This is a genomic window from Pseudomonas sp. RAC1 (assembly GCF_030658255.1).
Classification (GTDB): Bacteria; Pseudomonadota; Gammaproteobacteria; order Pseudomonadales; family Pseudomonadaceae; genus Aquipseudomonas; species Aquipseudomonas boreofloridensis.
Map to the genome: position 1 here is coordinate 36,244 of NZ_JAUTXS020000033.1, position 21,042 is coordinate 57,285.

Annotated in this window: 19 protein-coding genes; 8 read left to right on the forward strand and 11 right to left on the reverse strand. The window is 62.6% G+C overall.

The annotated features are described in order from the left end of the window. The first annotated feature begins 38 nt into the window (after window positions 1-38). Window positions 39-1,013, forward strand: coding sequence for a CobW-like GTP-binding protein (locus tag Q7C30_RS13230; protein WP_317871760.1), 975 nt, complete (start codon window positions 39-41; stop codon window positions 1,011-1,013). Here Q7C30_RS13230 and Q7C30_RS13235 read toward each other — a convergent pair whose 3' ends face one another. Next, window positions 1,014-1,406, reverse strand: a complete 393-nt coding sequence (locus Q7C30_RS13235) for a DUF3301 domain-containing protein (protein ID WP_029612218.1) — start codon at window positions 1,404-1,406, stop codon at window positions 1,014-1,016. It lies immediately after the preceding gene. Between the two features lie 120 nt (window positions 1,407-1,526). Here Q7C30_RS13235 and pdxY point away from each other — a divergent pair, with 120 nt between their 5' ends. Next, on the forward strand, window positions 1,527-2,399 hold the full coding sequence (gene pdxY / locus Q7C30_RS13240; protein ID WP_317871761.1) for a pyridoxal kinase PdxY: 873 nt from the start codon (window positions 1,527-1,529) through the stop codon (window positions 2,397-2,399). 1 nt (window position 2,400) lies between these two features. On the opposite strand, the gene Q7C30_RS13245 is transcribed toward pdxY, so the two are convergent. Beyond that, the gene (locus Q7C30_RS13245) at window positions 2,401-2,880 is read right to left on the reverse strand and encodes an acyl-CoA thioesterase (RefSeq protein ID WP_029612221.1); all 480 of its coding nucleotides are present in this window, start codon (window positions 2,878-2,880) and stop codon (window positions 2,401-2,403) included. 340 nt (window positions 2,881-3,220) lie between these two features. On the opposite strand from Q7C30_RS13245, the gene Q7C30_RS13250 reads away from it, so the two are divergent. Continuing rightward, a complete protein-coding gene (locus tag Q7C30_RS13250) occupies window positions 3,221-4,981 on the forward strand; it encodes a cation:proton antiporter (protein ID WP_029612223.1) in 1,761 nt (586 codons plus the stop codon). Window positions 4,982-5,057: 76 nt separating this feature from the next. On the opposite strand, the gene Q7C30_RS13255 is transcribed toward Q7C30_RS13250, so the two are convergent. The 3 genes from Q7C30_RS13255 to uvrD all read right to left on the reverse strand — a co-directional run bounded on the left by Q7C30_RS13255 (window position 5,058) and on the right by uvrD (window position 8,793). Beyond that, complete coding sequence (locus Q7C30_RS13255) at window positions 5,058-5,465, reverse strand: SMI1/KNR4 family protein (protein WP_039582386.1); 408 nt, start codon at window positions 5,463-5,465, stop codon at window positions 5,058-5,060. Window positions 5,466-5,578: 113 nt separating this feature from the next. Then, window positions 5,579-6,427: a Tim44 domain-containing protein gene (locus Q7C30_RS13260; RefSeq protein ID WP_317871762.1), complete on the reverse strand. Its 849-nt coding sequence runs from the start codon at window positions 6,425-6,427 to the stop codon at window positions 5,579-5,581. A 182-nt stretch (window positions 6,428-6,609) separates the two neighbouring features. Next, window positions 6,610-8,793, reverse strand: coding sequence for a DNA helicase II (uvrD, locus tag Q7C30_RS13265; RefSeq protein WP_317871763.1), 2,184 nt, complete (start codon window positions 8,791-8,793; stop codon window positions 6,610-6,612). A gap of 204 nt (window positions 8,794-8,997) precedes the next feature. Between uvrD and Q7C30_RS13270 the strand changes: the two genes are divergently transcribed. Further along, window positions 8,998-11,508, forward strand: coding sequence for an EAL domain-containing protein (locus Q7C30_RS13270; RefSeq protein WP_317871764.1), 2,511 nt, complete (start codon window positions 8,998-9,000; stop codon window positions 11,506-11,508). Between the two features lie 36 nt (window positions 11,509-11,544). On the opposite strand, the gene Q7C30_RS13275 is transcribed toward Q7C30_RS13270, so the two are convergent. After that, window positions 11,545-11,841: a hypothetical protein gene (locus tag Q7C30_RS13275; protein ID WP_317871765.1), complete on the reverse strand. Its 297-nt coding sequence runs from the start codon at window positions 11,839-11,841 to the stop codon at window positions 11,545-11,547. A gap of 91 nt (window positions 11,842-11,932) precedes the next feature. After that, window positions 11,933-13,375 carry a glucose-6-phosphate dehydrogenase gene (zwf, locus tag Q7C30_RS13280; protein ID WP_317871766.1) on the reverse strand — a complete coding sequence of 481 codons (1,443 nt, stop codon included), beginning with the start codon at window positions 13,373-13,375 and terminating at the stop codon, window positions 11,933-11,935. Window positions 13,376-13,480: 105 nt separating this feature from the next. Between zwf and hexR the strand changes: the two genes are divergently transcribed. Then, a complete protein-coding gene (gene hexR, locus Q7C30_RS13285; protein ID WP_039582397.1) occupies window positions 13,481-14,347 on the forward strand; it encodes a transcriptional regulator HexR in 867 nt (288 codons plus the stop codon). A gap of 104 nt (window positions 14,348-14,451) precedes the next feature. After that, a complete protein-coding gene (locus tag Q7C30_RS13290) occupies window positions 14,452-14,670 on the forward strand; it encodes a hypothetical protein (protein WP_029612230.1) in 219 nt (72 codons plus the stop codon). Here the strand turns inward: Q7C30_RS13290 and Q7C30_RS13295 are convergent. Beyond that, complete coding sequence (locus Q7C30_RS13295) at window positions 14,612-15,574, reverse strand: LysR family transcriptional regulator (protein ID WP_029612231.1); 963 nt, start codon at window positions 15,572-15,574, stop codon at window positions 14,612-14,614. The genes Q7C30_RS13290 and Q7C30_RS13295 overlap by 59 nt on opposite strands. 190 nt (window positions 15,575-15,764) lie before the next feature. On the opposite strand from Q7C30_RS13295, the gene Q7C30_RS13300 reads away from it, so the two are divergent. Together Q7C30_RS13300 and oadA are read left to right on the forward strand one after the other, a co-directional pair. Next, window positions 15,765-17,180, forward strand: coding sequence for an acetyl-CoA carboxylase biotin carboxylase subunit (locus Q7C30_RS13300; RefSeq protein WP_317871767.1), 1,416 nt, complete (start codon window positions 15,765-15,767; stop codon window positions 17,178-17,180). A gap of 97 nt (window positions 17,181-17,277) precedes the next feature. Next, the gene (gene oadA, locus Q7C30_RS13305) at window positions 17,278-19,086 is read left to right on the forward strand and encodes a sodium-extruding oxaloacetate decarboxylase subunit alpha (RefSeq protein ID WP_317871768.1); all 1,809 of its coding nucleotides are present in this window, start codon (window positions 17,278-17,280) and stop codon (window positions 19,084-19,086) included. A 132-nt stretch (window positions 19,087-19,218) separates the two neighbouring features. Here oadA and Q7C30_RS13310 read toward each other — a convergent pair whose 3' ends face one another. Genes Q7C30_RS13310 through Q7C30_RS13320 form a run of 3 tightly spaced genes read right to left on the reverse strand, consistent with a single transcriptional unit; the run spans window position 19,219 to window position 21,008 of the window. Next, a complete protein-coding gene (locus Q7C30_RS13310) occupies window positions 19,219-19,914 on the reverse strand; it encodes a GNAT family protein (RefSeq protein WP_317871769.1) in 696 nt (231 codons plus the stop codon). Window positions 19,915-19,919: 5 nt separating this feature from the next. Next, the gene (locus tag Q7C30_RS13315) at window positions 19,920-20,366 is read right to left on the reverse strand and encodes a GNAT family N-acetyltransferase (RefSeq protein ID WP_039582407.1); all 447 of its coding nucleotides are present in this window, start codon (window positions 20,364-20,366) and stop codon (window positions 19,920-19,922) included. Between the two features lie 12 nt (window positions 20,367-20,378). Further along, window positions 20,379-21,008 (reverse strand): FMN-binding negative transcriptional regulator, encoded by a 630-nt coding sequence (locus Q7C30_RS13320; RefSeq protein WP_317871770.1) that lies wholly within the window; start codon window positions 21,006-21,008, stop codon window positions 20,379-20,381. Window positions 21,009-21,042 lie beyond the last annotated feature (34 nt).

Genomic DNA, 21,042 nt, shown 5'->3' on the forward strand with positions numbered 1-21,042 from the left:
GCGCTAGACTGTTCTTTTATTCGGTTCGACACCGCGCCATGTTGCAGCATATTCCGACCCATGTGATCGCCGGCCCGCTGGGCGCTGGCAAAACCACGTTGATCCGTCATCTGATGAGCCAGCGTCCGGCGCACGAGCGCTGGGCAGTGCTGGTCAACGAGTTTGGCCAGATTGGTCTGGATGCCGCACTGCTCAGCCGCGACGAGACGGGCGTGGCCATCGGTGAGGTGGCGGGGGGGTGTCTGTGTTGCGTCAATGGCGTGCCCTTCCAGGTCGGATTGAGTCGCCTGTTGCGCAGTGCCAAGCCAGACCGGCTATTCATCGAGCCTTCTGGCTTAGGCCACCCACTGCAACTGCTGGAACAACTCACTCAAGCTCCCTGGACAGGTGTGCTGGATGTCCGGCCTCTGGTCATGGTGATGGATGCCCAGGCGCTGGCCCGCGGCGAGTTGCTTGCAGAAGCCCAGTTGCAAGCGCAGCTGAAGGCGGGCGTGTTGATCTTCAATAAATCGGCATCTGTGGATGACGCCTCTCGCCTGTTGATAAGTTCTCGATTTGCCGACCAGCGCGGTATCTGGACCGATCAGGGCAAGCTCGATCTCAGCGATCTTCCGACTTCATTTGCGAATCCATCGTGCCTCGCGGCGCCCAGCCCTTTGCCTGTGGAAAGTTCACTGCCGGCGTTGCCAGCCCTGTGGACAGATCCTGAACGCCCCATTTGCCTTGCCCAGCAAGGCGAGAGCGGCTGGAGCGTGGGTTGGCGTTGGCACCCCACTCAACGTTTGGATGAAGCGCTGTTGAGCGACGCGCTCCGGCACTGGCCTTGGAAGCGGGCCAAAGGGGTTATCCACAGCGGCCAAGGATGGCGTTCGTTCAATGGATTGAACGGCGAACTGCAGGACTGGCGTTCGAGCGAGTGGCGCAAGGATTCCCGCCTCGAACTGATCTTCGATCACCCGCAGGCCTTGGAGGCGCTGCAAGCTGCCATGGCGCGCTGCCAGTTGAGCGCGTGATCAGTTGCGCCAGCGGTTGTGTTCCTGGCGCCACTGCTGCATTTCGATGACGTTGTCGCCGCGCGGCGCCGTGTTGATCTCGAACGGATAAGGCGCCAGTTCGATCTGCATCGTATGGGCACCGAACTGGGTCACGCTACCAGGATGCCGTTGCTCTCCGGTGACCGTGAATTCGAAGGCATAGATACGCGCCAGGCGCTTGCGGCCCTTGGCATCACGCACGAAGCCGATGCGTTTGAGCGCCACGGCGTCGTCGAGCAGTTCCAGGTCGAGCTTGGCGCAATGCTGCTTGACCCGCTCGAGTGCCTTCTCGCGCAAGCCGTGGTTATGCCACAGCCAGGCGCCAGCCGTCGCCAACAGCATCAGGACGAACAGGTTCTCCAGGGTCAACATTTCATTAGGCTCCAGACAGGTGGGCGCAGCTTAACTGCGTCGCTGGCCTGTCGTACAGGTGGCTTTCAGGTTCATACTGCTCGGTCTTTACTTATCCACACAGCTTCGGAAATCTCCTGCATGAAACGTACGCCGCACTTGCTCGCCATCCAGTCCCATGTGGTTTTTGGACATGCCGGAAACAGCGCTGCGGTGTTCCCCATGCAGCGCATTGGCGTGAATGTCTGGCCGCTCAATACCGTGCAGTTCTCCAACCACACTCAGTATGGTCAGTGGGCAGGAGAAGTGCTCGCGCCTGCGCAAATTCCCGCGTTGGTGGAAGGCATTTGCAACATCGGTGAGCTGGGCAATTGCGATGCGGTGCTCTCCGGTTACCTGGGGAGCGCCGAGCAGGGCCGGGCCATCCTTGCTGGGGTGCAGCGGATCAAGGCGGTGAATCCGCGCGCGCTGTATCTGTGCGACCCGGTCATGGGGCACCCTGAAAAGGGCTGTATCGTGCCGCAGGAGGTCAGCGACTTCCTGCTCGACCAAGCGGCGGCGGCGGCCGACATCCTGTGCCCGAACCAACTGGAGCTGGACAGTTTCTGCGGGCGCCGCGCGCAGTCGCTGGAAGACTGCGTGGCCATGGCGCGTAGCCTGCTGGCGCGTGGGCCACAAGTGGTGCTGGTCAAGCACCTGGCCTACCCAGGGCGTGCCGCCGATGCCTTCGAAATGCTGCTGGTGACGCGTGAGCAGAGCTGGCACCTGCGTCGGCCACTGCTGGCATTCCCGCGTCAGCCGGTTGGGGTCGGCGATCTCACCTCAGGGCTGTTCCTGGCGCGCGTGCTGCTCGGCGACACCTGGGTACAGGCGTTCGAGTTCACCGCAGCGGCTGTGCACGAGGTGTTGCTGGAAACCCAGGCCTGCGCCAGCTACGAGCTGCAACTGGTGCGCGCTCAGGACCGCATTGCGCACCCACGGGTACGCTTCGAGGCGCAGGCACTCGAGTGGTAGGTCACTCGGTCTTCAAATCCTGATAGCGCTTCTCCAGCTCTTGGCGGATCTGCCGGCGCTGCTGACCCTGCAGGAACCGGCGCTTTTCTTCGCTGCTTTGCGGCTGGCGTGCGGGGACTTGCACCGGACGGCGATTGTCGTCCACGGCCACCATGGTGAAGAAACAGCTGTTTGAGTGACGCACCGAGCGCTCGCGGATGTTCTCGGTCACCACCTTGATGCCCACCTCCATGGAGGTGTTGCCGGTGTAGTTGACCGAGGCGAGAAAGGTCACCAGCTCGCCGACGTGCACCGGTTCGCGGAAAATCACTTGGTCCACCGACAGGGTCACCACATAGGTGCCGGCATAACGGCTGGCGCAGGCATACGCCACTTCGTCCAGGTATTTCAGCAGTGTGCCGCCATGTACGTTGCCAGAAAAGTTGGCCATGTCCGGCGTCATCAGGACGGTCATGGTCAGCTGGGCGTTGCCAGGTTCCATAGAGTGCTCACGGTGTGGTTGCGCTGAAACGGGGTGGGTATCTCCAGACACTTCTAAACCCCTTCGATGAAGTTTCCTATCGTGGTTACGGACGTCTGCGAGCGGTCCGCCGTCACGCCGATCATGCCATTACTGGGCGCGGTCTGGCCGATCTGTTTCTGCATATTGCATCGCCGTTCGATCGACGGACGCAATGTTACCCTGAGTACGCCCATGCAACATGGGCGTACCGCCGATCAACACAATCTGTACTTGCCGTTCGCTCAGGTGTCGCCTGGCCGAGCGGCGATTTGCCTCATGCGTCGATACAACCGTGCGTTGATAAAAGGAGTGCCACGCCATGCATGCCATAAGCTTCATCCAGGATCTGGCCGTGATCATGCTGGTCGCAGGGGTGGTAACCATTCTTTTCCACCGGCTGCGTCAGCCGGTCGTACTGGGCTACATCGTTGCCGGCTTCATCATCGGCCCCCATACCCCGCCATTCGGCCTTATCCACGACGAAGACACCATCAAGACCCTGGCCGAGCTCGGGGTGATCTTCCTGATGTTCTGCCTGGGCCTGGAGTTCAGCCTGCGCAAGCTGTTCAAGGTCGGTGCCACGGCCTTCATCGCCGCCTTCCTCGAGATCGTGCTGATGATCTGGATCGGCTTCGAAATCGGCCGCTGGTTCGGCTGGAACACCATGGATTCGCTGTTCCTCGGCGCCATCCTGGCGATTTCCTCGACCACCATCATCGTCAAGGCGCTCAATGACCTGAAGATGAAGAACGAGCGCTTCGCGCAACTGATCTTCGGTGTGCTCATCGTCGAGGACATCCTCGGCATCGGCATCATCGCACTGCTGTCGGGCATCGCGGTCAGCGGTTCGGTAAGTTCCGGCGAAGTGTTCTCGACCGTCGGCAAGCTGTCGCTGTTCATGATCGTCGCCCTGGTCATCGGCATTCTGCTGGTGCCACGGCTATTGGCCTACGTGGCCAAGTTCGAAAGCAACGAGATGTTGCTGATCACCGTACTCGGCCTGTGTTTCGGCTTCTGTCTGCTGGTGGTCAAGCTCGAGTACAGCATGGTGCTGGGCGCCTTCCTGATCGGCGCGATCATGGCCGAATCGCGCCAGTTGCTGAAGATCGAGCGCCTCATCGAGCCGGTCCGTGACCTGTTCAGCGCCATCTTCTTCGTCGCCATCGGTCTGATGATCGACCCGCAGGTGCTGGTCGAGTACGCCTGGCCGATCGTGGTGATTACCCTGGCCGTGGTGCTCGGCAAGATGCTTTCGTGCGGCATGGGCGCCTTCATCGCCGGTAACGACGGGCGTACCTCGTTGCGGGTGGGCATGGGGCTGTCACAGATCGGCGAATTTTCCTTCATCATCGCGGCGCTGGGCATGACATTGCAGGTCACCAGCGACTTCCTCTACCCGGTGGCGGTCGCGGTCTCGGCCATCACCACCTTACTGACGCCTTACCTGATCCGCGCGGCCGATCCGCTGTCCATTCGCCTGGGCAAGGTCGTCCCGCAGCGCCTGTCCAGGGTGCTGTCGTTGTACGGCGAGTGGCTGCGCAGCATTCAGCCGCAAGGTGAGGGCGCCATGCTGGCGGCGATGATCCGACGCATTCTGTTGCAGGTTGGGGTGAACCTGGCGCTGGTGATCGCGATTTTCTTCAGTGGCGGTTACTTCGCGGTGCGCATCGGCGCTTGGCTCAGCGAATGGATCGGCGATGTGGGCCAACAGAAAGCGCTGATCTGGGGCGCCGCGCTGCTGCTGTCGCTGCCCTTCCTGATCGCGGCCTACCGCAAGCTCAAGGCGCTGTCGATGTTGCTGGCGGAGATGGGCGTCAAGCCGGAAATGGCCGGGCGCCACACCCAGCGAGTGCGGCGGGTCATCGCCGAGGTGATTCCATTGCTGTCGTTGCTGGTCATCTTCCTGCTGCTGTCGGCCTTGTCGGCCAGCATTCTGCCGACCAGCGAACTGCTGCTGATCATCGCGGTGGTGGCTGCGGTGGTGGTGGCGCTGCTCTGGCGCTGGTTCGTGCGCATGCATACACGCATGCAGGTGGCCTTGTTGGAAACCCTGGAGAACAGCCGCGACCACTCGCACTGATTGGTTGCGGTGTCGCTTGTTCCGACGCGGCGAAGGTAAGGCCTTCGCCGTGTCAGAAGCGGGTCGCTCAGCAGGCTCAGCTTTCCAGCCAGACGTCCCGCGCCCAGTGCCACACCGATTCCCAGCTGTCTTCCCCAACGATCTCTTCGTCGCCGTCCCACAGCACCACGGTGCCGTCTTCTTCGACGCAATAGTAATTGTCGCCGTCCTGGCACAACGGAATCAGGTCACGCGGTACACCGGCGTCCCAGGCGTTGGCGGCGACGTCGGGCAGGTAGGTGTGCGATTGCGGGTCAGTGACGGTGACCGGTTCGAGAGACCCGTAGACCACGTCACTGACCGTGAGCAGGAACTCTTTGAAGACGAAGGGGATGTTGATGAACAGCTCTTCCTCGATCTCGACCAGTTGGTCTTCATCGGGAAGCTCGAGGGGGACCGGTACCGGCTCGTTGGCTTCACGGAGTTGTTCGATCACTTCTTCCACGTTTCACTTCCTCTGGCCTTGATAACAACGCTGCGGTTTATACCCTAGTAGTCCGCTATGGCAAAAGCAAAAACCCCGGAACAGGTCCGGGGTTTTTGTGCTGCAGATCGGAATCAGCCGTTCTGGCGAATACCGGCCAGCATCCAGGGCTGGTTCTCGCCCTGTGCACGCTCCATGTGCCAGCTTTCGCTGAAGGCTTCGCCTTGATCGAAGCGAGAGTTCTTCGACACGCCACGGAAGGTCAAGGTCGCGACGGTCTTGTCGGCACGGTCTTCGACGCCGTCCAGTTGCACGTCGAGGTCGTCGATGTAGGTGGACTGGAAGCCATCACCTTGTTCGGCGCGCTCGCGCTTGAGGAACTCAAGCATCTGCGGGGTGACGAACTCGGCGATCTTGTCCATCTCGTTCGCGTCCCAGTGCTGCTGCAGGGTCTGGAAGTGGTTGCGTGCGGCGGCCAGGAAGTTCTGCTCGTTGAACCAGGCCGGCGCGTTGATCACCGGCGCGGCGACCGGTGCGGCCGAACCGCCGAAGATCGACTGGGCAGGCTGCTGCGCTTGTGGCTGTACTTCACGCTGGTACGGCGCGTGACCCGCAGCCTGTGGCTGCTGCTGACGGCGACGTGCGGCGATGAAGCGGAAGACCAGGAAGGCAATCAGGCCCATGATCAGGAAGTCGAAGATCTGCATGCCCTGGAAGCCATCGCCCATGAACATGGAGGCCAGCAGGCCACCAGCAGCGATACCGGCCAATGGACCCAGCCAGCGCGAAGCACCGCTGGCAGCGGCCGGGGCGCGGCCCGGAGCGGTTGGCGTGGCGGCAGGCGTAGTGGGGGAGGCCTGGCGGGTCTGGTGCATGGGCGCTGCGCCCGAGCTCTTGCCACCGCCGAAGCGCTTGGCATTGGCGTCGAGGCTCAGCGTCAGGCCGACGCAGAGCGCCAGTGCGATGCTAAGAAAACGTTGCATAAGATGGGATTTCCCGTTTTGTGGATTGCACGCGCGTCATGGTGCACATGATCTGACAGACAAGGCCAGCGTAAGAATGTTTCGAGCTTTTGCCTGGCGGGCAGGGCGATGTTTGGAAGAGTCTGTAGGCAGAGTCTGGAAAGGTTGTCTGAAAAAGGAACCTCACTGAGATCCCTTTGCCCTCAGATCGCTTCCAGCTTGGCGTACCCCAGCATCAACCATTTGCTGCCTTCGTCGAAGTTCACCTGCACCCGCGCCTGGGCGCCGGACCCTTCGAAGTTGAGGATCACGCCCTCGCCGAATACCGAGTGCTGAACCCGCTGGCCGAGGCTGAAGGCGGTCTGCGGGATCGCGGCATTGGCGAACAGGCTGCTGGCCTGGGTCTGAGCGCCGCCGAAGGGGCGACTGACCGAGTTGGACAGGCGCACCTCCTGAATCAACCCGGCCGGAATTTCCCGAACGAAGCGTGACACCTTGTTGTACGTCTCACTGCCATACAGACGGCGCGTTTCGGCGTAGGACATGATCAACTGGCGCATGGCCCGCGTGATACCGACATACGCCAGCCTGCGCTCTTCTTCCAGACGTCCCGGCTCTTCCAGGCTCATCTTGTGCGGGAACAGCCCTTCTTCCAGGCCGACCAGGAACACATAGGGGAACTCAAGGCCTTTGGCACTGTGCAGGGTCATCAATTGCACGCTGTCTTCGTGCTCATCGGCCTGGGCATCGCCTGCTTCGAGCGAAGCGTGGCCGAGGAAGGCGGACAGCGGCGACAGGTCGCCGTCGTCTTCGCTGGTCTCGAAGTTGCGCGCGGCGCTGACCAGTTCCTCAAGGTTTTCCACCCGCGCCTGGCCCTTCTCGCCTTTCTCTTCCTGGTGATAAACGATCAGCCCGGATTGCTCGATCACGGTCTGGGTCATCGTGTGCAGCGGCATCTCGCTGACCTTGGCCGCGAGGTTCTCCATCAATTCGATGAAGCCGCCCAGCGCGCTTGCCGCGCGACCCTTGAGGGCCTTGGCGGCGAGCAACTGGCACATGGCATCCCACATCGACGACTGGCTGTGGCGAGCGTGCTCGCGGATGGCCTCGACGGTTTTTTCGCCGATACCGCGTGGCGGCACGTTGATGACCCGCTCCAGGGCTGCGTCGTTGCCGCGCCCTTCGAGCAGGCGCAGGTAGGCCATGGCGTTCTTGATCTCGGCGCGTTCGAAGAAGCGCTGGCCGCCATAGATGCGGTAGGGAATACGCTCGCGCAGCAGCGCCTCCTCGAGCACCCGCGACTGGGCGTTGGAGCGATAGAGGATGGCAATGTCATTGCGTGAGTGGCCGTCCTTGATCACGCGCTCGATGCTCTCGACCACGTAGCGTGCTTCGTCGTGCTCGTTGTAGGCCGCATACAGCGTGATGGGTTCGCCTTCGCCCAGGTCGGTCCACAGTTCCTTGCCCAGACGCCCACTGTTATTGGCGATCAAGGCGTTGGCTGCTTTGAGAATGCCGCCCGTGGAGCGGTAGTTCTGCTCCAGGCGGATCAGCTCGGCATCGGGGAAGTCGGCGGTGTACTGATGGATGTTCTCGATCTTGGCCCCGCGCCAGCCATAGATGGACTGGTCGTCGTCGCCCACCGCCATCAGGCTGTCGCCGCCTGCGGCCAACAGGCGCAACCAGGCGTACTGCACGGCGTTGGTGTCCTGGAACTCGTCCACCAGCACGTGGCGGAAGCGGCGCTGATAGTGCTCCAGCAGGCCAGGGTGGTCGCGCCACAGGTCCAGGGCGCGCAGCAGCAGTTCGGAGAAATCGATGACACCGGCGCGTTCGCAGGCCTGTTCGTAAGCTTCGTAGATGCCACGCATGGTGGCCAGGAACAGATCGCCGCCTGGCTGGATGTGCTGCGGGCGCAGGCCTTCGTCCTTTTGCCCGTTGATGAACCACTGGGCCTGGCGAGCGGGCCAGCGTTGCTCGTCCAGACCCATTTCGCGGATTACGCGTTTGACCAGGCGCTGCTGATCGTCGCTGTCGAGAATCTGGAAGTTCTGCGTCAGCTGCGCTTCCTGCCAATGGGCACGCAGCAGGCGGTGCGCCAGGCCGTGGAAGGTGCCGACCCACATACCGGCCGGGTTGATGCCCAGCAACTGCTCGATGCGATGGCGCATCTCGGCCGCCGCCTTGTTGGTGAACGTCACCGACAGGATGGAGTGCGGCGAGGCCTGCTCGACCTGGATCAGCCAGGCGATGCGGTGCACCAGTACGCGGGTCTTGCCGGAGCCGGCGCCAGCCAGCACCAGTTGACGGCCACGCGCAGCGGCTACGGCCTGGCGCTGGGCATCGTTAAGGGAATTGAGCAGGAGGGAGAGGTCATCAGTGTGCATCCGGCCATTCTAGGGGCGCGCGGGGGCGGGGGCAAACGCGTTGCTGATAAATCTCGGGCATTGCGGCGGGCCGTTCATCGGCAAGGAGCAGCGGACAAAGGACAGGGCTGTTGTGAAAACATGACGTACAGCAGTTTGGTCAGCGGGCGGTGTTGTGTATTCTCCGTGACCGTTAGCGGCTGACCATTACAAGAACACTGCCATATGACCCAGAATTGCATGGTGATCGACGCATTACCCGACACGACGAAGCGCGTTCGCAGGCAATTCGCAACCGAGCTCTCCATCGAGCGCACCCGCCTGCTGTATCAAGGCTCCTTGCTACCCACTCTGCTCATGTTGCTCAACGGCCTGCTGTGTGCCTGGCTGCTATGGAGTCCGGCCCGCTACCTGCTGGTGTGCGTGTGGACGCTCTGGCTCCTGGCGTTGGTGGGCCTGCGCGTGATTCAGGTGGCGGCCTTCGAGGCGGCGCCTGCGCCACGGCAGGCGCAACCGAATTGGTGGCGACTGTTTCTCGGCGGGTCTGCCTTCAGTGGGCTGACCCTGGCCTGTGCCGCGCTCGCCTTGGTGCCGGTGGACAGCTTCGTCCAGCAGGCCTGGGTGTTCGGCTTGCTGGGCGCTGCGGCGCTGTCGGCCAGCGTCGCCTATGCGGTGAGTCTGCCCGCCTTTCTCAGTTTCGTGCTGCCGGGGCTGCTGCCGCCGATCGGCTTTCTCTTCATCTACGAGGGTGGCGCGCAGCGCGGCTGGGGTTGGCTGGGTCTGATGCTCTTGGGCGCGCTGTTCGTGGTGGCTTGGCAGATCAATCGGCTGATCGAGAACGGTCTGTTGCGCCGCTTCCAGAACCAGGCGTTGATCGAACATCTGCAGCAGGCACAGCGCCAGGGCGAGCGGTTGAACCTGGCGCTGAGTGAGGAGGTCAAGCAGCGCCGTCAGGTCGAAACGCAGCTACGTCATGCCCAGCACTGCCTGGAGCAGCGGGTGAGCGAACGTGGCCGTGAGCTGGACCTCGCGCATCAGGCACTGGGCGCCAGCGCGCAACGCCTGGCTGTGCATGAAGAGCAGCAACGCCTGGCCGCCACGGTGTTCGAGGCCGCCAGCGAGGGCATCGCCATCCTCGACGCACACTTCCAGGTGCTGGCGGTGAACCAGCCCTATTGCACACTCACCGGCCACGCTCGCGAAGAGTTGCTGTCGCGCAACCTGTTGCAGCTGCCGAGCAGCCGCGATGCGCAGCGTCACAGCGAGTCGATCCGCGAAGCGTTGCAACAGCAAGGCCGTTGGCAGGGTGAACTGGTCGAGGCACGCAGCAACGGTGAGTTGTACCCGCAGTGGTTGCAGCTCAACGGCGTGCACGACGGCAACGGCAGGCTCAGCAACATCGTTGCGTTCTGCACCGACCTGTCGACGCGCCGTCAGTCGGAGGAGCGTTTGCGTCATCTGGCTCATTACGATGAACTCACTGGCCTGGCCAACCGCATGCTGTTCCGCCTGCGCCTGGATCAGGCACGCCAGCGGGTTCGGCTCAACGGCCGCACCTTGGCCTTGCTGCACGTGGACCTGGACCGCTTCAAGCTGCTCAATGAAAGCCTAGGTCAGGCGCTGGCCGACCAATTGCTCAGGCAGATGGCGCGACGTCTGGCCAACGCAGTACCCGAGGCCGATACGGTGGCGCGTATATCGGGTGACGAATTCGTGGTGCTGTTCGATGGCTACAGCCATTTGTCGAGCCTGGTTCGGGTCACCACGCGCCTGCTCGACAAGCTGCGTGTCCCGCAGCAGTTGGGTGACCACGAAGTGGTGGTCAGTGCCTCGGTGGGGATCAGCCTGCTGACGGATCCTTCCTGCGACCTTGAGGCGCTGCTCAACCAGGCTGACATGGCCAAGCAGCACGCCAAGCACTTGGGTGGTGACTGTTTCCAGTTCTACACCGAGAGCCTGCGCGCCAGCACGCTGGAGCGCCTGCAACTGGAGAACCACCTACGCAAGGCCTTGGTCGAGAACCAATTGCGGGTGTTCTACCAACCCAAGATGTGCCTGCGCAGTGGCCGTCTGAATGCGGCCGAAGCCCTGGTACGTTGGCAGCATCCGCAATGGGGCATGGTGCCGCCCAGCGAATTCATCGGGCTGGCGGAAGAAACCGGGCTGATCGCGCCGATGGGCGAATTCGTCCTGCGCCAGGCGTGCTGGCAAGCGTGCGAATGGTTGCGCCAGGGCCGAGACATCCGGGTCTCGGTGAACCTGTCGGTGTACCAGTTGCGCCAGGGCAAGGTGGTCAGTCTGGTCCGTCAGGTACTGGAAGAGACCGGGTTGGCGCCGCATCTACTGGAACTGGAACTCACCGAAAGCCAGTTGCTCGACAACGTCGAGCACATCATTGCCACGTTCGAACAATTGCATGCGCTAGGGGTGAAGCTGGCGATCGATGACTTCGGCACGGGCTATTCGTCGCTGAGCTACCTGAAGCGCTTCCCGGTGGATTACGTGAAGATCGACCAGGCATTCATCCGTGGCCTGCATGAGGGCAACCAGGATGCCGCGATCATCCGGGCGATCATCGGCATGGCCAAGAGTCTGGGGCTCGAAGTGGTAGCCGAGGGCGTGGAAACCCCAGAGCAATTGTCGTTCCTGCGTGAGCAGGGTTGCGACGAGGTCCAGGGTTACCTGATCAGTCGTCCATTGGAGGCTGAGGATTTCGAGAAACTGCTGCAGCAATGACCGTCGGCGAATCGTTCCCGCGATGGGTCGGCCGCGTCAGTGCTGCGCGTTCACGCGCAAGGTTTCGATTGCCTTACCGTCGTGGATGACGACGACCAGGCGTACCGGGTAGCCGAAGTCTTTTTCGAACACCACCGGTTTGTCAGTCATCACCGCGAGGTGAATCCCGTCCTCCTGCTCCAGGACCAGATCCAGATTCATGTTGGATGACCTGTCCTGAATGCGCGATGGCACCAGCAGCGGGGTGACCCCGGGGTTGGCCACGGTGACTGTGGCTTCAACGCGCAGCAATCTGTCGGTCTGCGTTGCAGTCCAATGCTTCGATTCGGTCATGAGGGTTTTTCCTGCAATGGGCGTTACGCGGCATGCGTCGCTTCAGCGCAACGATGCGCCTTGGCAGGTCGCGATTGCAGGACGAAAGATTTCAGTCATGCCACTGCCTTCCCTGGTTCGCCAGCAGGCTGTTGGCCTGTTCCGGCCCGTTACTGCCGGCCGGGTAAGGGCGGGGCGCCTGGAAGTGTGTTTCCCAGCCCTTGAGGATCGGGTCGATCCAGGCCCAGGCCGCTTCCACCTCGTCGCGGCGCATGAACAGGGTGGAATCGCCTTCCAGGATATCCAGCAGCAGGCGCTCATAGGCGTCCCAGCGGCGGGTGTGGCCGAACGCCTGGGCCAGGTTCAGGTCCAGGTCGACCGGGGCCAGGTGCATGCCCTTGCCAGGGCGCTTGGTCATCATGCGCAGGCTGATGCGCTCTTCGGGTTGCAGCCGGATCAGCAACTGGTTGACCTGTTCACCGGCGAACAGCGCGTGGGGCACCGGCTTGAACTGGATGACGATCTGCGATGAACGCCGCGCCATGCGCTTGCCGGTACGCAGGTAGAACGGCACCCCGGCCCAGCGCCAGTTCTCGATGTGCGCCTGGACGGCGACGAAGGTTTCGGTGTCGCTGTCGTGGTCCACGTCTTTTTCAAAATAGTAGGCCGGCACCTCCTGACCGCCGATTCGACCGGCGCTGTACTGCCCGCGTACGGTCTGGTCCTGCACGTCCTGGTCGCCGAGTGGACGCAGGGCGCGCAGAATCTTCACCTTCTCGTCGCGCACGGCCTCGGCCTCGAACTGCGCCGGAGGCTCCATGGCCACCAGGCACAGCAACTGCAACAGGTGGTTCTGCAGCATGTCGCGGGTGGCGCCGGCGCGATCGTAGTAGGCACCGCGATTCTCCACGCCGAGGGTTTCGCACACGCTGATCTGCACATGATCGACCTGCGCGTTGCGCCACACCGGCTCCAGCAGGGCGTTGGCGAAACGCAGGGCCATGAGGTTCTGCACGGTTTCCTTGCCCAGGTAGTGATCGATGCGAAACACCTGGGACTCCTCGAATACAGCACCGATGGCGTGATTGATCGCTTGGGCCGACGCCAGCGAATGGCCGATGGGCTTTTCCAGCACGATGCGCGCTTCCGGGTCGGCCAGGCCTGCCAGGCGCAGGTGGCCGGCGATCGAGGCAAACAGACTGGGCGCGGTGGCCAGGTAGAAGATTCGCGTGAGGCCACCCGGTTCGCCAAGATAGCGGGCCAGGCGGACGAAGTCGGCGCCTTGGGCGGCGTCCATGGCGAAGTAGTCCAGGCGCGCGCAGAAGCGTCGCCACAGTTCGTCGTCGAAGTCGGCAGGGGCGATCTGCGCCCGGCCATGACGTTCGACGCGCTTGAGGTAGTCGCGACGCGACAGTGGCTGGCGGGCCAGGGCGATGATGCGTACGGCATTGTGCAGGCGGTTTTGGCGATACAACTGATAGAGCGCCGGCAGCAGCTTGCGCAGGGCCAGATCGCCAGTACCGCCGAAAACCAAGATGTCGCAGGGAATACTCAAGCCACCACGCTCCCACGTTCGTTTAGCTGGGCGGTCCGCCGGTCATGTAGTATAACTACAAGATAGCTACATCCCCGGCCAGCCGATCATAACCGAGTCAAGCCTGTGAATCTGTTGCAACACATCGCCCAATCGCGCCATCTGCTGCGCAAATCGGAACTGAAAGTGGCCGACCATGTGCTGCTCGATCCGGCTGCCGTCATGCACAGCTCAATGGCCGATCTGGCGCATAACGTCGGTATCAGCGAGCCGACCATCGTGCGTTTCTGCCGGGCCATCGGCTGCTCCGGGTTCCAGGATCTCAAGCTCAAGCTGGCGCAGAGCCTGGCGGCGGGCGCCAGCTTCGGACAGTTCGCCATCCATGAAGACGACTCGGTGGCCGACTACAGCCTGAAGATCTTCGACACTACGCTGCACACGCTGATGGAGGTGCGCGAGCACCTCGACCCGCAGGCCCTGCAGCAGGCGGTCAGCGCCATGGCCCAAGCCCAGCGCGTGGAGTTCTACGGTTTCGGTGCCTCAGGCGCAGTGGCCGCCGACGCTCAGCACAAGTTCTTCCGCTTGTTGCTCAGTGCGGCGGCCTATTCGGACCCGCACATGCAGGCCATGTCCGCGGTCACGCTCAAGCCGGGCGACGTGGCGGTGTGCATCTCCCAGTCGGGGCGCTCCAAGGACCTGCTGATCACCGCGAATCTGGTGCGCGAAAGCGGCGCCAACCTCATCACCCTGTGCCCCAGCCAAACCCCATTGGCGGAACTGTCGACCGTCAACCTGGCCATCGATGTGCACGAAGACACCGAAATCTACACTCCGCTGACGTCACGCATCGCCCACCTGGTGGTGATCGACGTGCTGGCGATGGGCGTGGCCATGGCGCGTGGCCCGAGCCTGGTGAATCACCTCAAGAGCGTCAAGCGCAGCTTGCGCAGCCTGCGGTTGTCGCCCAAGTCGATCAAGGCGACAGACGACTGAGCGCGCTTGCGTGCTAGCGACCCGCAAAATTCATCGGCCTGTCACCAATCGGTAAAGCGCGCTCGCCACCCTGAAGCTCCCGCATCCGATCTGGGAGACAGGCAATGGCAAACGATCACTTCGGTTCGTACCAACCCAACGCCAAGGCTCGCAAGCAGGCTGAAAAGGATCAGCGTCGCATGGAATATCGCCGTGCGATCGAAAGCTATTGCGACCAGCGTCAATTGCTTCGTGAAATCGCCGATTACCCCGAATTGCAAGACATCACGGTGTGGCAAGTGGTGCCGGCAGCTTCCCAGAAAATCGCTCCACCAGCCCACTGATCGTCGCCCGTTCGCTGCGAATGAACGCCAGGAAGGCCAAGGCGACCGGCGACTGTCGCTTGGCCTTGGCCTGTACCACGCACCAACTGCGAAACAGCGGCAGTTCTTCCACCGGCAGCTCGCGCAGCAGGCCGGTAGCCAACTCCATGTTCACCGCGTGTCGCGTCAGCAGGGCGATGCCCAGACCGGCGATCACGCTCTCTCGCTGAGCCTCGGCAGACGCCACTTCGAGGGTCTGGGTAAAGTGCACGCGCTTGTCCTTGAAGTATTCCTCGCAGGCCTTGCGCGTGCCTGAACCCTGTTCGCGGACCAGCAGCGTGTGAGGTTCCAGATCTTGCAAGCGCAGGCGCTCGGGCTGTGACAGCGGATGATCCGGCGGCGCTACGGCGATGATCGGGTTGTTGAGAAAGGGCAGGAACTCCAGTCCCATGTCCTGGGGCACCATCGACATGATGATCAGATCATCGCGGTTGTCCGACAGCCGGCGAATCGCCTGGGCGCGATTGACCACGGTCAGCGTGAGGTTGACTTCAGGATGGCGTCGCTTGAACGCCGCGAACAGATGAGGCACGAAGTGCTTGGCGCTGGATTCGATCGCCAGCTTCAACTGCCCTTGCAGTGAGCCCTGCATATCCGACAGCTGCATGTCGAAGTTCTCCAGCCGGCCGAAGATGTCCCGGCTGGCCCGTTGCAGTGCCTCGGCCGCTTCGGTCAGGTACAACTTCTTGCCCACATACTCGAACAGCGGCTGACCCACCAGCTCCTCAAGCTGACGGATTTGCAGGCTGACGGCCGGTTGCGTGAGCGACATTTCTTCGGCCGCGCGGCTGTAGGAGCGCAGGTCGCACACCTCATTGAAGATCTGCAGTTGACGCAACGTCATACGCATCAATGACTTACGCATTTATCCGAACACCCCGGCAATACCCTGTAACCGAACTATAAGCTTTTGCTAATACTGCCCCTAACAAATATTGATTTTTGTTTATCGATCAGCAGCGCTAGTTTTGAACCTGCGACTGGCCAGCAGCGTCTGGTCACGCGCCGACCGGTGTATCCGGATCGTCTGTTCGAACGGCTTTGGGAAGACTCCAGTGATAAAAAAAATCCTGATCGCCAACCGGGGTGAAATCGCAGTCCGCATCGTGCGTGCTTGCGCCGAGATGGGCATCCGCTCCGTCGCGATCTTTTCCGATGCCGACCGGCATGCCTTGCACGTCAAGCGCGCCGACGAGGCCTACAGCATCGGTGTCGAGCCGCTGGCCGGTTACCTGAACCCGCGCAAGCTGGTGAACCTGGCTGTGGAAACCGGTTGCGACGCCCTGCATCCGGGCTACGGCTTCCTGTCGGAAAACGCTGAACTTGCGGAAATCTGCGCCGAGCGTGGAATCAAGTTCATCGGTCCGGCCGCCGAGGTCATCCGCCGCATGGGCGACAAGACCGAAGCACGGCGCACCATGATCCAGGCCGGGGTGCCCGTCACGCCTGGCACCGAAGGCAACGTGGCCGATATCCACGAGGCCCTGCGCGAAGGCGACCGCATCGGTTACCCGGTGATGCTCAAGGCCACTTCCGGTGGCGGCGGACGCGGTATCCGCCGCTGCAACAGCCGCGAGGAACTGGAACAGAACTTCCCACGGGTGATTTCCGAGGCGACCAAGGCCTTCGGCTCGGCCGAGGTGTTCCTGGAAAAGTGCATCGTCAATCCCAAGCACATCGAGGCGCAGATCCTCGGCGACAGCTTCGGCAACGTGGTGCACCTGTTCGAACGCGACTGCTCGATTCAGCGCCGCAACCAGAAGCTCATCGAGATCGCCCCGAGCCCGCAGCTCACCCCTGAGCAGCGCGCCTACATCGGCGACCTGGCGGTGCGCGCCGCCAAGGCGGTGAATTACGAGAACGCTGGCACCGTGGAGTTTCTGCTCGCCGAGGGCGAGGTGTACTTCATGGAAATGAACACGCGGGTGCAGGTGGAGCACACCATCACCGAGGAAATCACCGGTATCGACATTGTCCGCGAGCAGATCCGCATTGCCTCGGGCGAGCCGTTGTCGGTCAAGCAAGAAGACATCGTGCACCGCGGCTTTGCGCTGCAGTTCCGCATCAATGCCGAAGACCCGAAGAACAACTTCCTGCCCAGCTTCGGCAAGATCACCCGTTACTACGCCCCCGGCGGCCCGGGCGTGCGTACCGATACGGCGATCTATACCGGCTACACCATTCCGCCGTTCTACGACTCGATGTGCCTGAAGCTGGTGGTCTGGGCGCTGACCTGGGAAGAGGCCATGGATCGCGGGTTGCGGGCTTTGGACGACATGCGCGTGCAGGGCGTCAAGACCACCGCCGCGTACTACCAGGAAATCTTGCGCAACCCGGAATTCCGTAGCGGCCAGTTCAATACCAGCTTCGTCGAAAGCCACCCTGAACTGACCAACTACTCGATCAAGCGCAAACCCGAAGAATTGGCCCTGGCCATCGCCGCCGCCATCGCCGCCCACGCCGGCATCTGAATGCAGTGGCAAGCTGCGAGCGGCAAGCTGCAAGTAGAAGCGGATCGGCTTTTCTTGCGGCTTACCGCTACACGCTTGCCGCTAAAAGGAGATAACAATGTCCAAGAAAATCCATGTAACCGACACGATCCTGCGTGATGCCCACCAGTCTCTGCTGGCCACGCGCATGCGCACCGAAGACATGCTGCCGATCTGCGACAAGCTCGACAAAGTGGGCTACTGGTCGTTGGAAGTCTGGGGTGGCGCCACCTTCGATGCCTGTGTGCGCTTCCTCAAGGAAGACCCGTGGGAGCGCCTGCGCCAACTGCGTGCAGCCCTGCCCAACACGCGCTTGCAGATGCTGCTGCGCGGGCAGAACCTGCTGGGCTACCGCCACTACAGCGACGACGTGGTCAAGGCGTTCGTGGCCAAGGCGGCAGTCAACGGCATCGACGTCTTCCGTATTTTCGATGCCATGAACGACGTGCGTAACCTGCGCGTGGCCATCGAAGCGGTGAAGGCGGCTGGCAAGCACGCGCAAGGCACCATCGCCTACACCACCAGCCCGGTGCACACCATCGACGCCTTCGTGACGCAGGCCCAGCAGATGGAAGCCATGGGGTGCGACTCGGTGGCGATCAAGGACATGGCCGGCCTGCTGACCCCGTTCGCGACCGGCGAACTGGTCAAGGCCCTGAAGGCCGAGCAGTCGCTGCCGGTGTTCATCCACTCTCACGACACCGCCGGCCTGGCCGCCATGTGTCAGCTCAAGGCCGTGGAAAATGGCGCGGATCACATCGACACGGCCATCTCCAGCTTCGCCTGGGGCACCAGCCATCCCGGCACCGAATCGATGGTCGCAGCGCTCAAGGGCAGCGAGTTCGACACCGGTCTGGATCTGGAACTGTTGCAGGAAATTGGCCTGTACTTCTATGCCGTGCGCAAGAAGTACCACCAGTTCGAGAGCGAGTTCACCGCCGTGGACACCCGCGTGCAGGTCAACCAGGTACCGGGCGGGATGATTTCCAACCTGGCCAACCAGCTCAAGGAGCAGGGCGCGCTCAACCGCATGAACGAGGTTCTGGCGGAAATCCCACGGGTGCGCGAAGACCTCGGCTTCCCGCCACTGGTCACGCCGACCTCGCAGATCGTTGGCACTCAGGCGTTCTTCAACGTGCTTGCCGGCGAGCGCTACAAGACCATCACCAACGAAGTGAAGCTGTACCTGCAGGGCGGCTACGGCAAGGCCCCAGGTGTGGTCGATGAGCAACTGCGGCGCCAGGCGATTGGCAGCGAAGACGTGATCGATGTGCGTCCGGCCGACCTGCTCAAGCCGGAAATGGCCAAGCTGCGCGCCGAGATCGGCAGCCTGGCGCACAGCGAAGAGGACGTGCTGACCTTCGCCATGTTCCCGGACATCGGTCGCAAGTTCCTCGAGGAACGCCAAGCCGGCACGCTCAAGCCCGAAGTGCTGCTGCCGATTCCCGAAGCCGGCGCCGCCGCCTCGGTGGGCGGTGAGGGCGTGCCGACCGAGTTCGTCATCGACGTGCACGGCGAGACCTACCGCGTGGACATCACCGGTGTCGGGGTCAAGGCCGAAGGCAAGCGCCATTTCTACCTGTCGATCGATGGCATGCCGGAAGAAGTGGTGTTCGAACCACTCAACGACTTCGTCAGCGGCGGCAGCAGCAAGCGCAAGCAGGCCAGCGCGCCGGGCCATGTCAGCACCACCATGCCGGGCAACATCGTCGATGTGCTGGTCAAGGAGGGCGATGTGGTCAAGGCCGGGCAGGCGGTGCTGATCACCGAGGCCATGAAGATGGAGACCGAAGTGCAGGCGGCCATCGCCGGTAAGGTCGTGGCCATCCATGTCGCCAAAGGCGACCGGGTCACGCCGGGTGAGATCCTGATCGAAATCGAGGGCTGATACGCAGCGCTCGAGGGTGAAGCGGTTACCTCATGGGGAGCGAAGGCTCCCCTTTTTTTGCGGTGCGTTTTAGTGCAGATGGAGGCGTAGGAAGTGATTTGCAGATGGGTCTGGTCAGGCGCGCAAGCCGGATCAGGTAGCGCTGCCAGCGCCGTCGCTTGCCCGTCGGCAGTCTTCCAGCGTTCGCACCTGACCTTCCGGCCGCTGGTTCTCGGCCGCCAACCAGCGCTCGAAACCGGCCGCCACCTGCGGCCATTGCCCGTCGGTGATCGCATACCACGCCGTATCGCGGTTGCGGCCCTTCACCACCATGTGTTGACGGAACACTCCCTCGAAGACGAAACCGAAGCGCTGCGCGGCGCGCTTGGAGCGGGCGTTGGCGTCGTTGCACTTCCATTCCAGCCGGCGATTGCCCAGTTCGAATCCAAGTTTGCCCAGCAGGTATACCGCTTCGGTGCCCTTGGGCGTGCGCTGCATGGCGGCGCCGAAGGCGATGTGGCCGAGTTCGAAGCGACCGTGGTCGGGCACCATCGACATGTAGCTGAGCAGGCCTTGGGCCTGATCGCTGTTTTTGTCGATAACGCTGTAGAACAGCGGATCTGCACTGGCGGCATGGCCGTGCAGCCAGCGGTCGAAGGCGGCGCGCTCGGTGAAGGGGCCATAGGGCAGATAGTCCCACAGGGCCGGGTCGGCGTCCGGACCTTGCAGGACTTCCCAGAGGTCGTCGCCGTGGCGCGCCGGGTCGAGTTTTTCTAGGCGGATGAAGCGCCCCTCCAGGGGCGCAGCATCGGGAATCCTGGCAGCTGTCCAGTTCAGTGCGTCAGGCATGGCGTTTACAACCCTTTGCGGAATTGGATGAAGCCTGGCCGTTCGGCCACCTGTTGGTACAGGCCGATGGCTGTGGCGTTGGTTTCGTGGGTCAGCCAGTGCACCTTGATGCAGCCGGCGGCCTTGGCCGTGGCACAGACATGCTCGATCAACTGACGACCGATGCCCAGGCCGCGCTGCTGTGGGTCGACGTACAGATCCTGCAAGTAGCAGGCGTTCTCGATGCTCCAGTTGGAACGATGGTAGATGAAGTTGACCATGCCCACCGCCTTGCCATCGACCCAGGCCAGTGTCGAATGGGTGGGTTCGCTGGGGTCGAGCAGCCGCTGCCAGCTGTTGGCGCTGACCTCCTCGGCCAGGGTGGTTTCGTAGAAGCGCAGGTAGGCCTGCCACAGCGGCAGCCAGGCGGCGTGATCTTCGGCGCGGACAGGCCGCAGCGTGACGGTGGACATGGGCATTCTCCTTTAGAGCGAGCGCATATGCGCGGCAAGTGATTGGTCGAGTGGGTCGCGGCTGTCGGCCAGGCCGGCGTGAACGCCCTGGATGTCCGCCGCGCTGCGGTTCTGGCTGAGCTTGCGCGCGCCCTGTAGGCGGGCGATCGGCAGGCGGATGCCGACGATGGCGCGCAGCATGCCGTCGATGTAGTCGGCTGGCGCATCGGCCACCGCCCAGGGCTCGCTGCGGCCCTGCTCGTGCAGGTCGGTCAGGCGGCTGACGATCTGCAGCAGCGACTCGGCGTCGTGCATGACATCGACCGCACCGTAGGCATGCACCGCGACGTAGTTCCAGGTCGGCACCACCTTGGGATCGTCGTGCTTGCTCGGGTAATAGCTGGGGCTGACGTAGGCATCCGCACCTGCAAACACCAGCAGCGCCTCGCCGCCGCGCTGCAGGTCCTGCCACTGGCGATTGGCTCGCGCCAGGTGGCCGTAGACCGTGCCGAACTCGCCCTCATCGGTGTCCAGCAGTACCGGCAGGTGAGTGGCCAGCAGGCCGTGGTCGCCGTGGCTGATCAAGGTGGCGAGGCGGGCGCTCTGCATGTGCTGGTGCAGACGCTGAAGGTCGTGATCCTGGAAGGGTTTGGCGATGTGCATGATGAAAGTCCTTGTTCGATGGGGACCATCCTAG

Coding starts and splice junctions, on each gene's coding strand:
- Q7C30_RS13290 (WP_029612230.1), top strand. CDS start 14,452: ATGGCAAACGATCACTTCGGTTCGTACCAACCCAACGCCAAGGCTCGC.
- oadA (WP_317871768.1), top strand. CDS start 17,278: ATGTCCAAGAAAATCCATGTAACCGACACGATCCTGCGTGATGCCCAC.
- Q7C30_RS13250 (WP_029612223.1), top strand. CDS start 3,221: ATGCATGCCATAAGCTTCATCCAGGATCTGGCCGTGATCATGCTGGTC.
- Q7C30_RS13310 (WP_317871769.1), bottom strand. CDS start 19,914: ATGCCTGACGCACTGAACTGGACAGCTGCCAGGATTCCCGATGCTGCG.
- Q7C30_RS13245 (WP_029612221.1), bottom strand. CDS start 2,880: ATGGAACCTGGCAACGCCCAGCTGACCATGACCGTCCTGATGACGCCG.
- Q7C30_RS13275 (WP_317871765.1), bottom strand. CDS start 11,841: ATGACCGAATCGAAGCATTGGACTGCAACGCAGACCGACAGATTGCTG.
- Q7C30_RS13235 (WP_029612218.1), bottom strand. CDS start 1,406: ATGTTGACCCTGGAGAACCTGTTCGTCCTGATGCTGTTGGCGACGGCT.
- uvrD (WP_317871763.1), bottom strand. CDS start 8,793: ATGCACACTGATGACCTCTCCCTCCTGCTCAATTCCCTTAACGATGCC.
- Q7C30_RS13315 (WP_039582407.1), bottom strand. CDS start 20,366: ATGTCCACCGTCACGCTGCGGCCTGTCCGCGCCGAAGATCACGCCGCC.
- Q7C30_RS13260 (WP_317871762.1), bottom strand. CDS start 6,427: ATGCAACGTTTTCTTAGCATCGCACTGGCGCTCTGCGTCGGCCTGACG.
- Q7C30_RS13295 (WP_029612231.1), bottom strand. CDS start 15,574: ATGCGTAAGTCATTGATGCGTATGACGTTGCGTCAACTGCAGATCTTC.
- Q7C30_RS13270 (WP_317871764.1), top strand. CDS start 8,998: ATGACCCAGAATTGCATGGTGATCGACGCATTACCCGACACGACGAAG.
- pdxY (WP_317871761.1), top strand. CDS start 1,527: ATGAAACGTACGCCGCACTTGCTCGCCATCCAGTCCCATGTGGTTTTT.
- Q7C30_RS13230 (WP_317871760.1), top strand. CDS start 39: ATGTTGCAGCATATTCCGACCCATGTGATCGCCGGCCCGCTGGGCGCT.
- Q7C30_RS13320 (WP_317871770.1), bottom strand. CDS start 21,008: ATGCACATCGCCAAACCCTTCCAGGATCACGACCTTCAGCGTCTGCAC.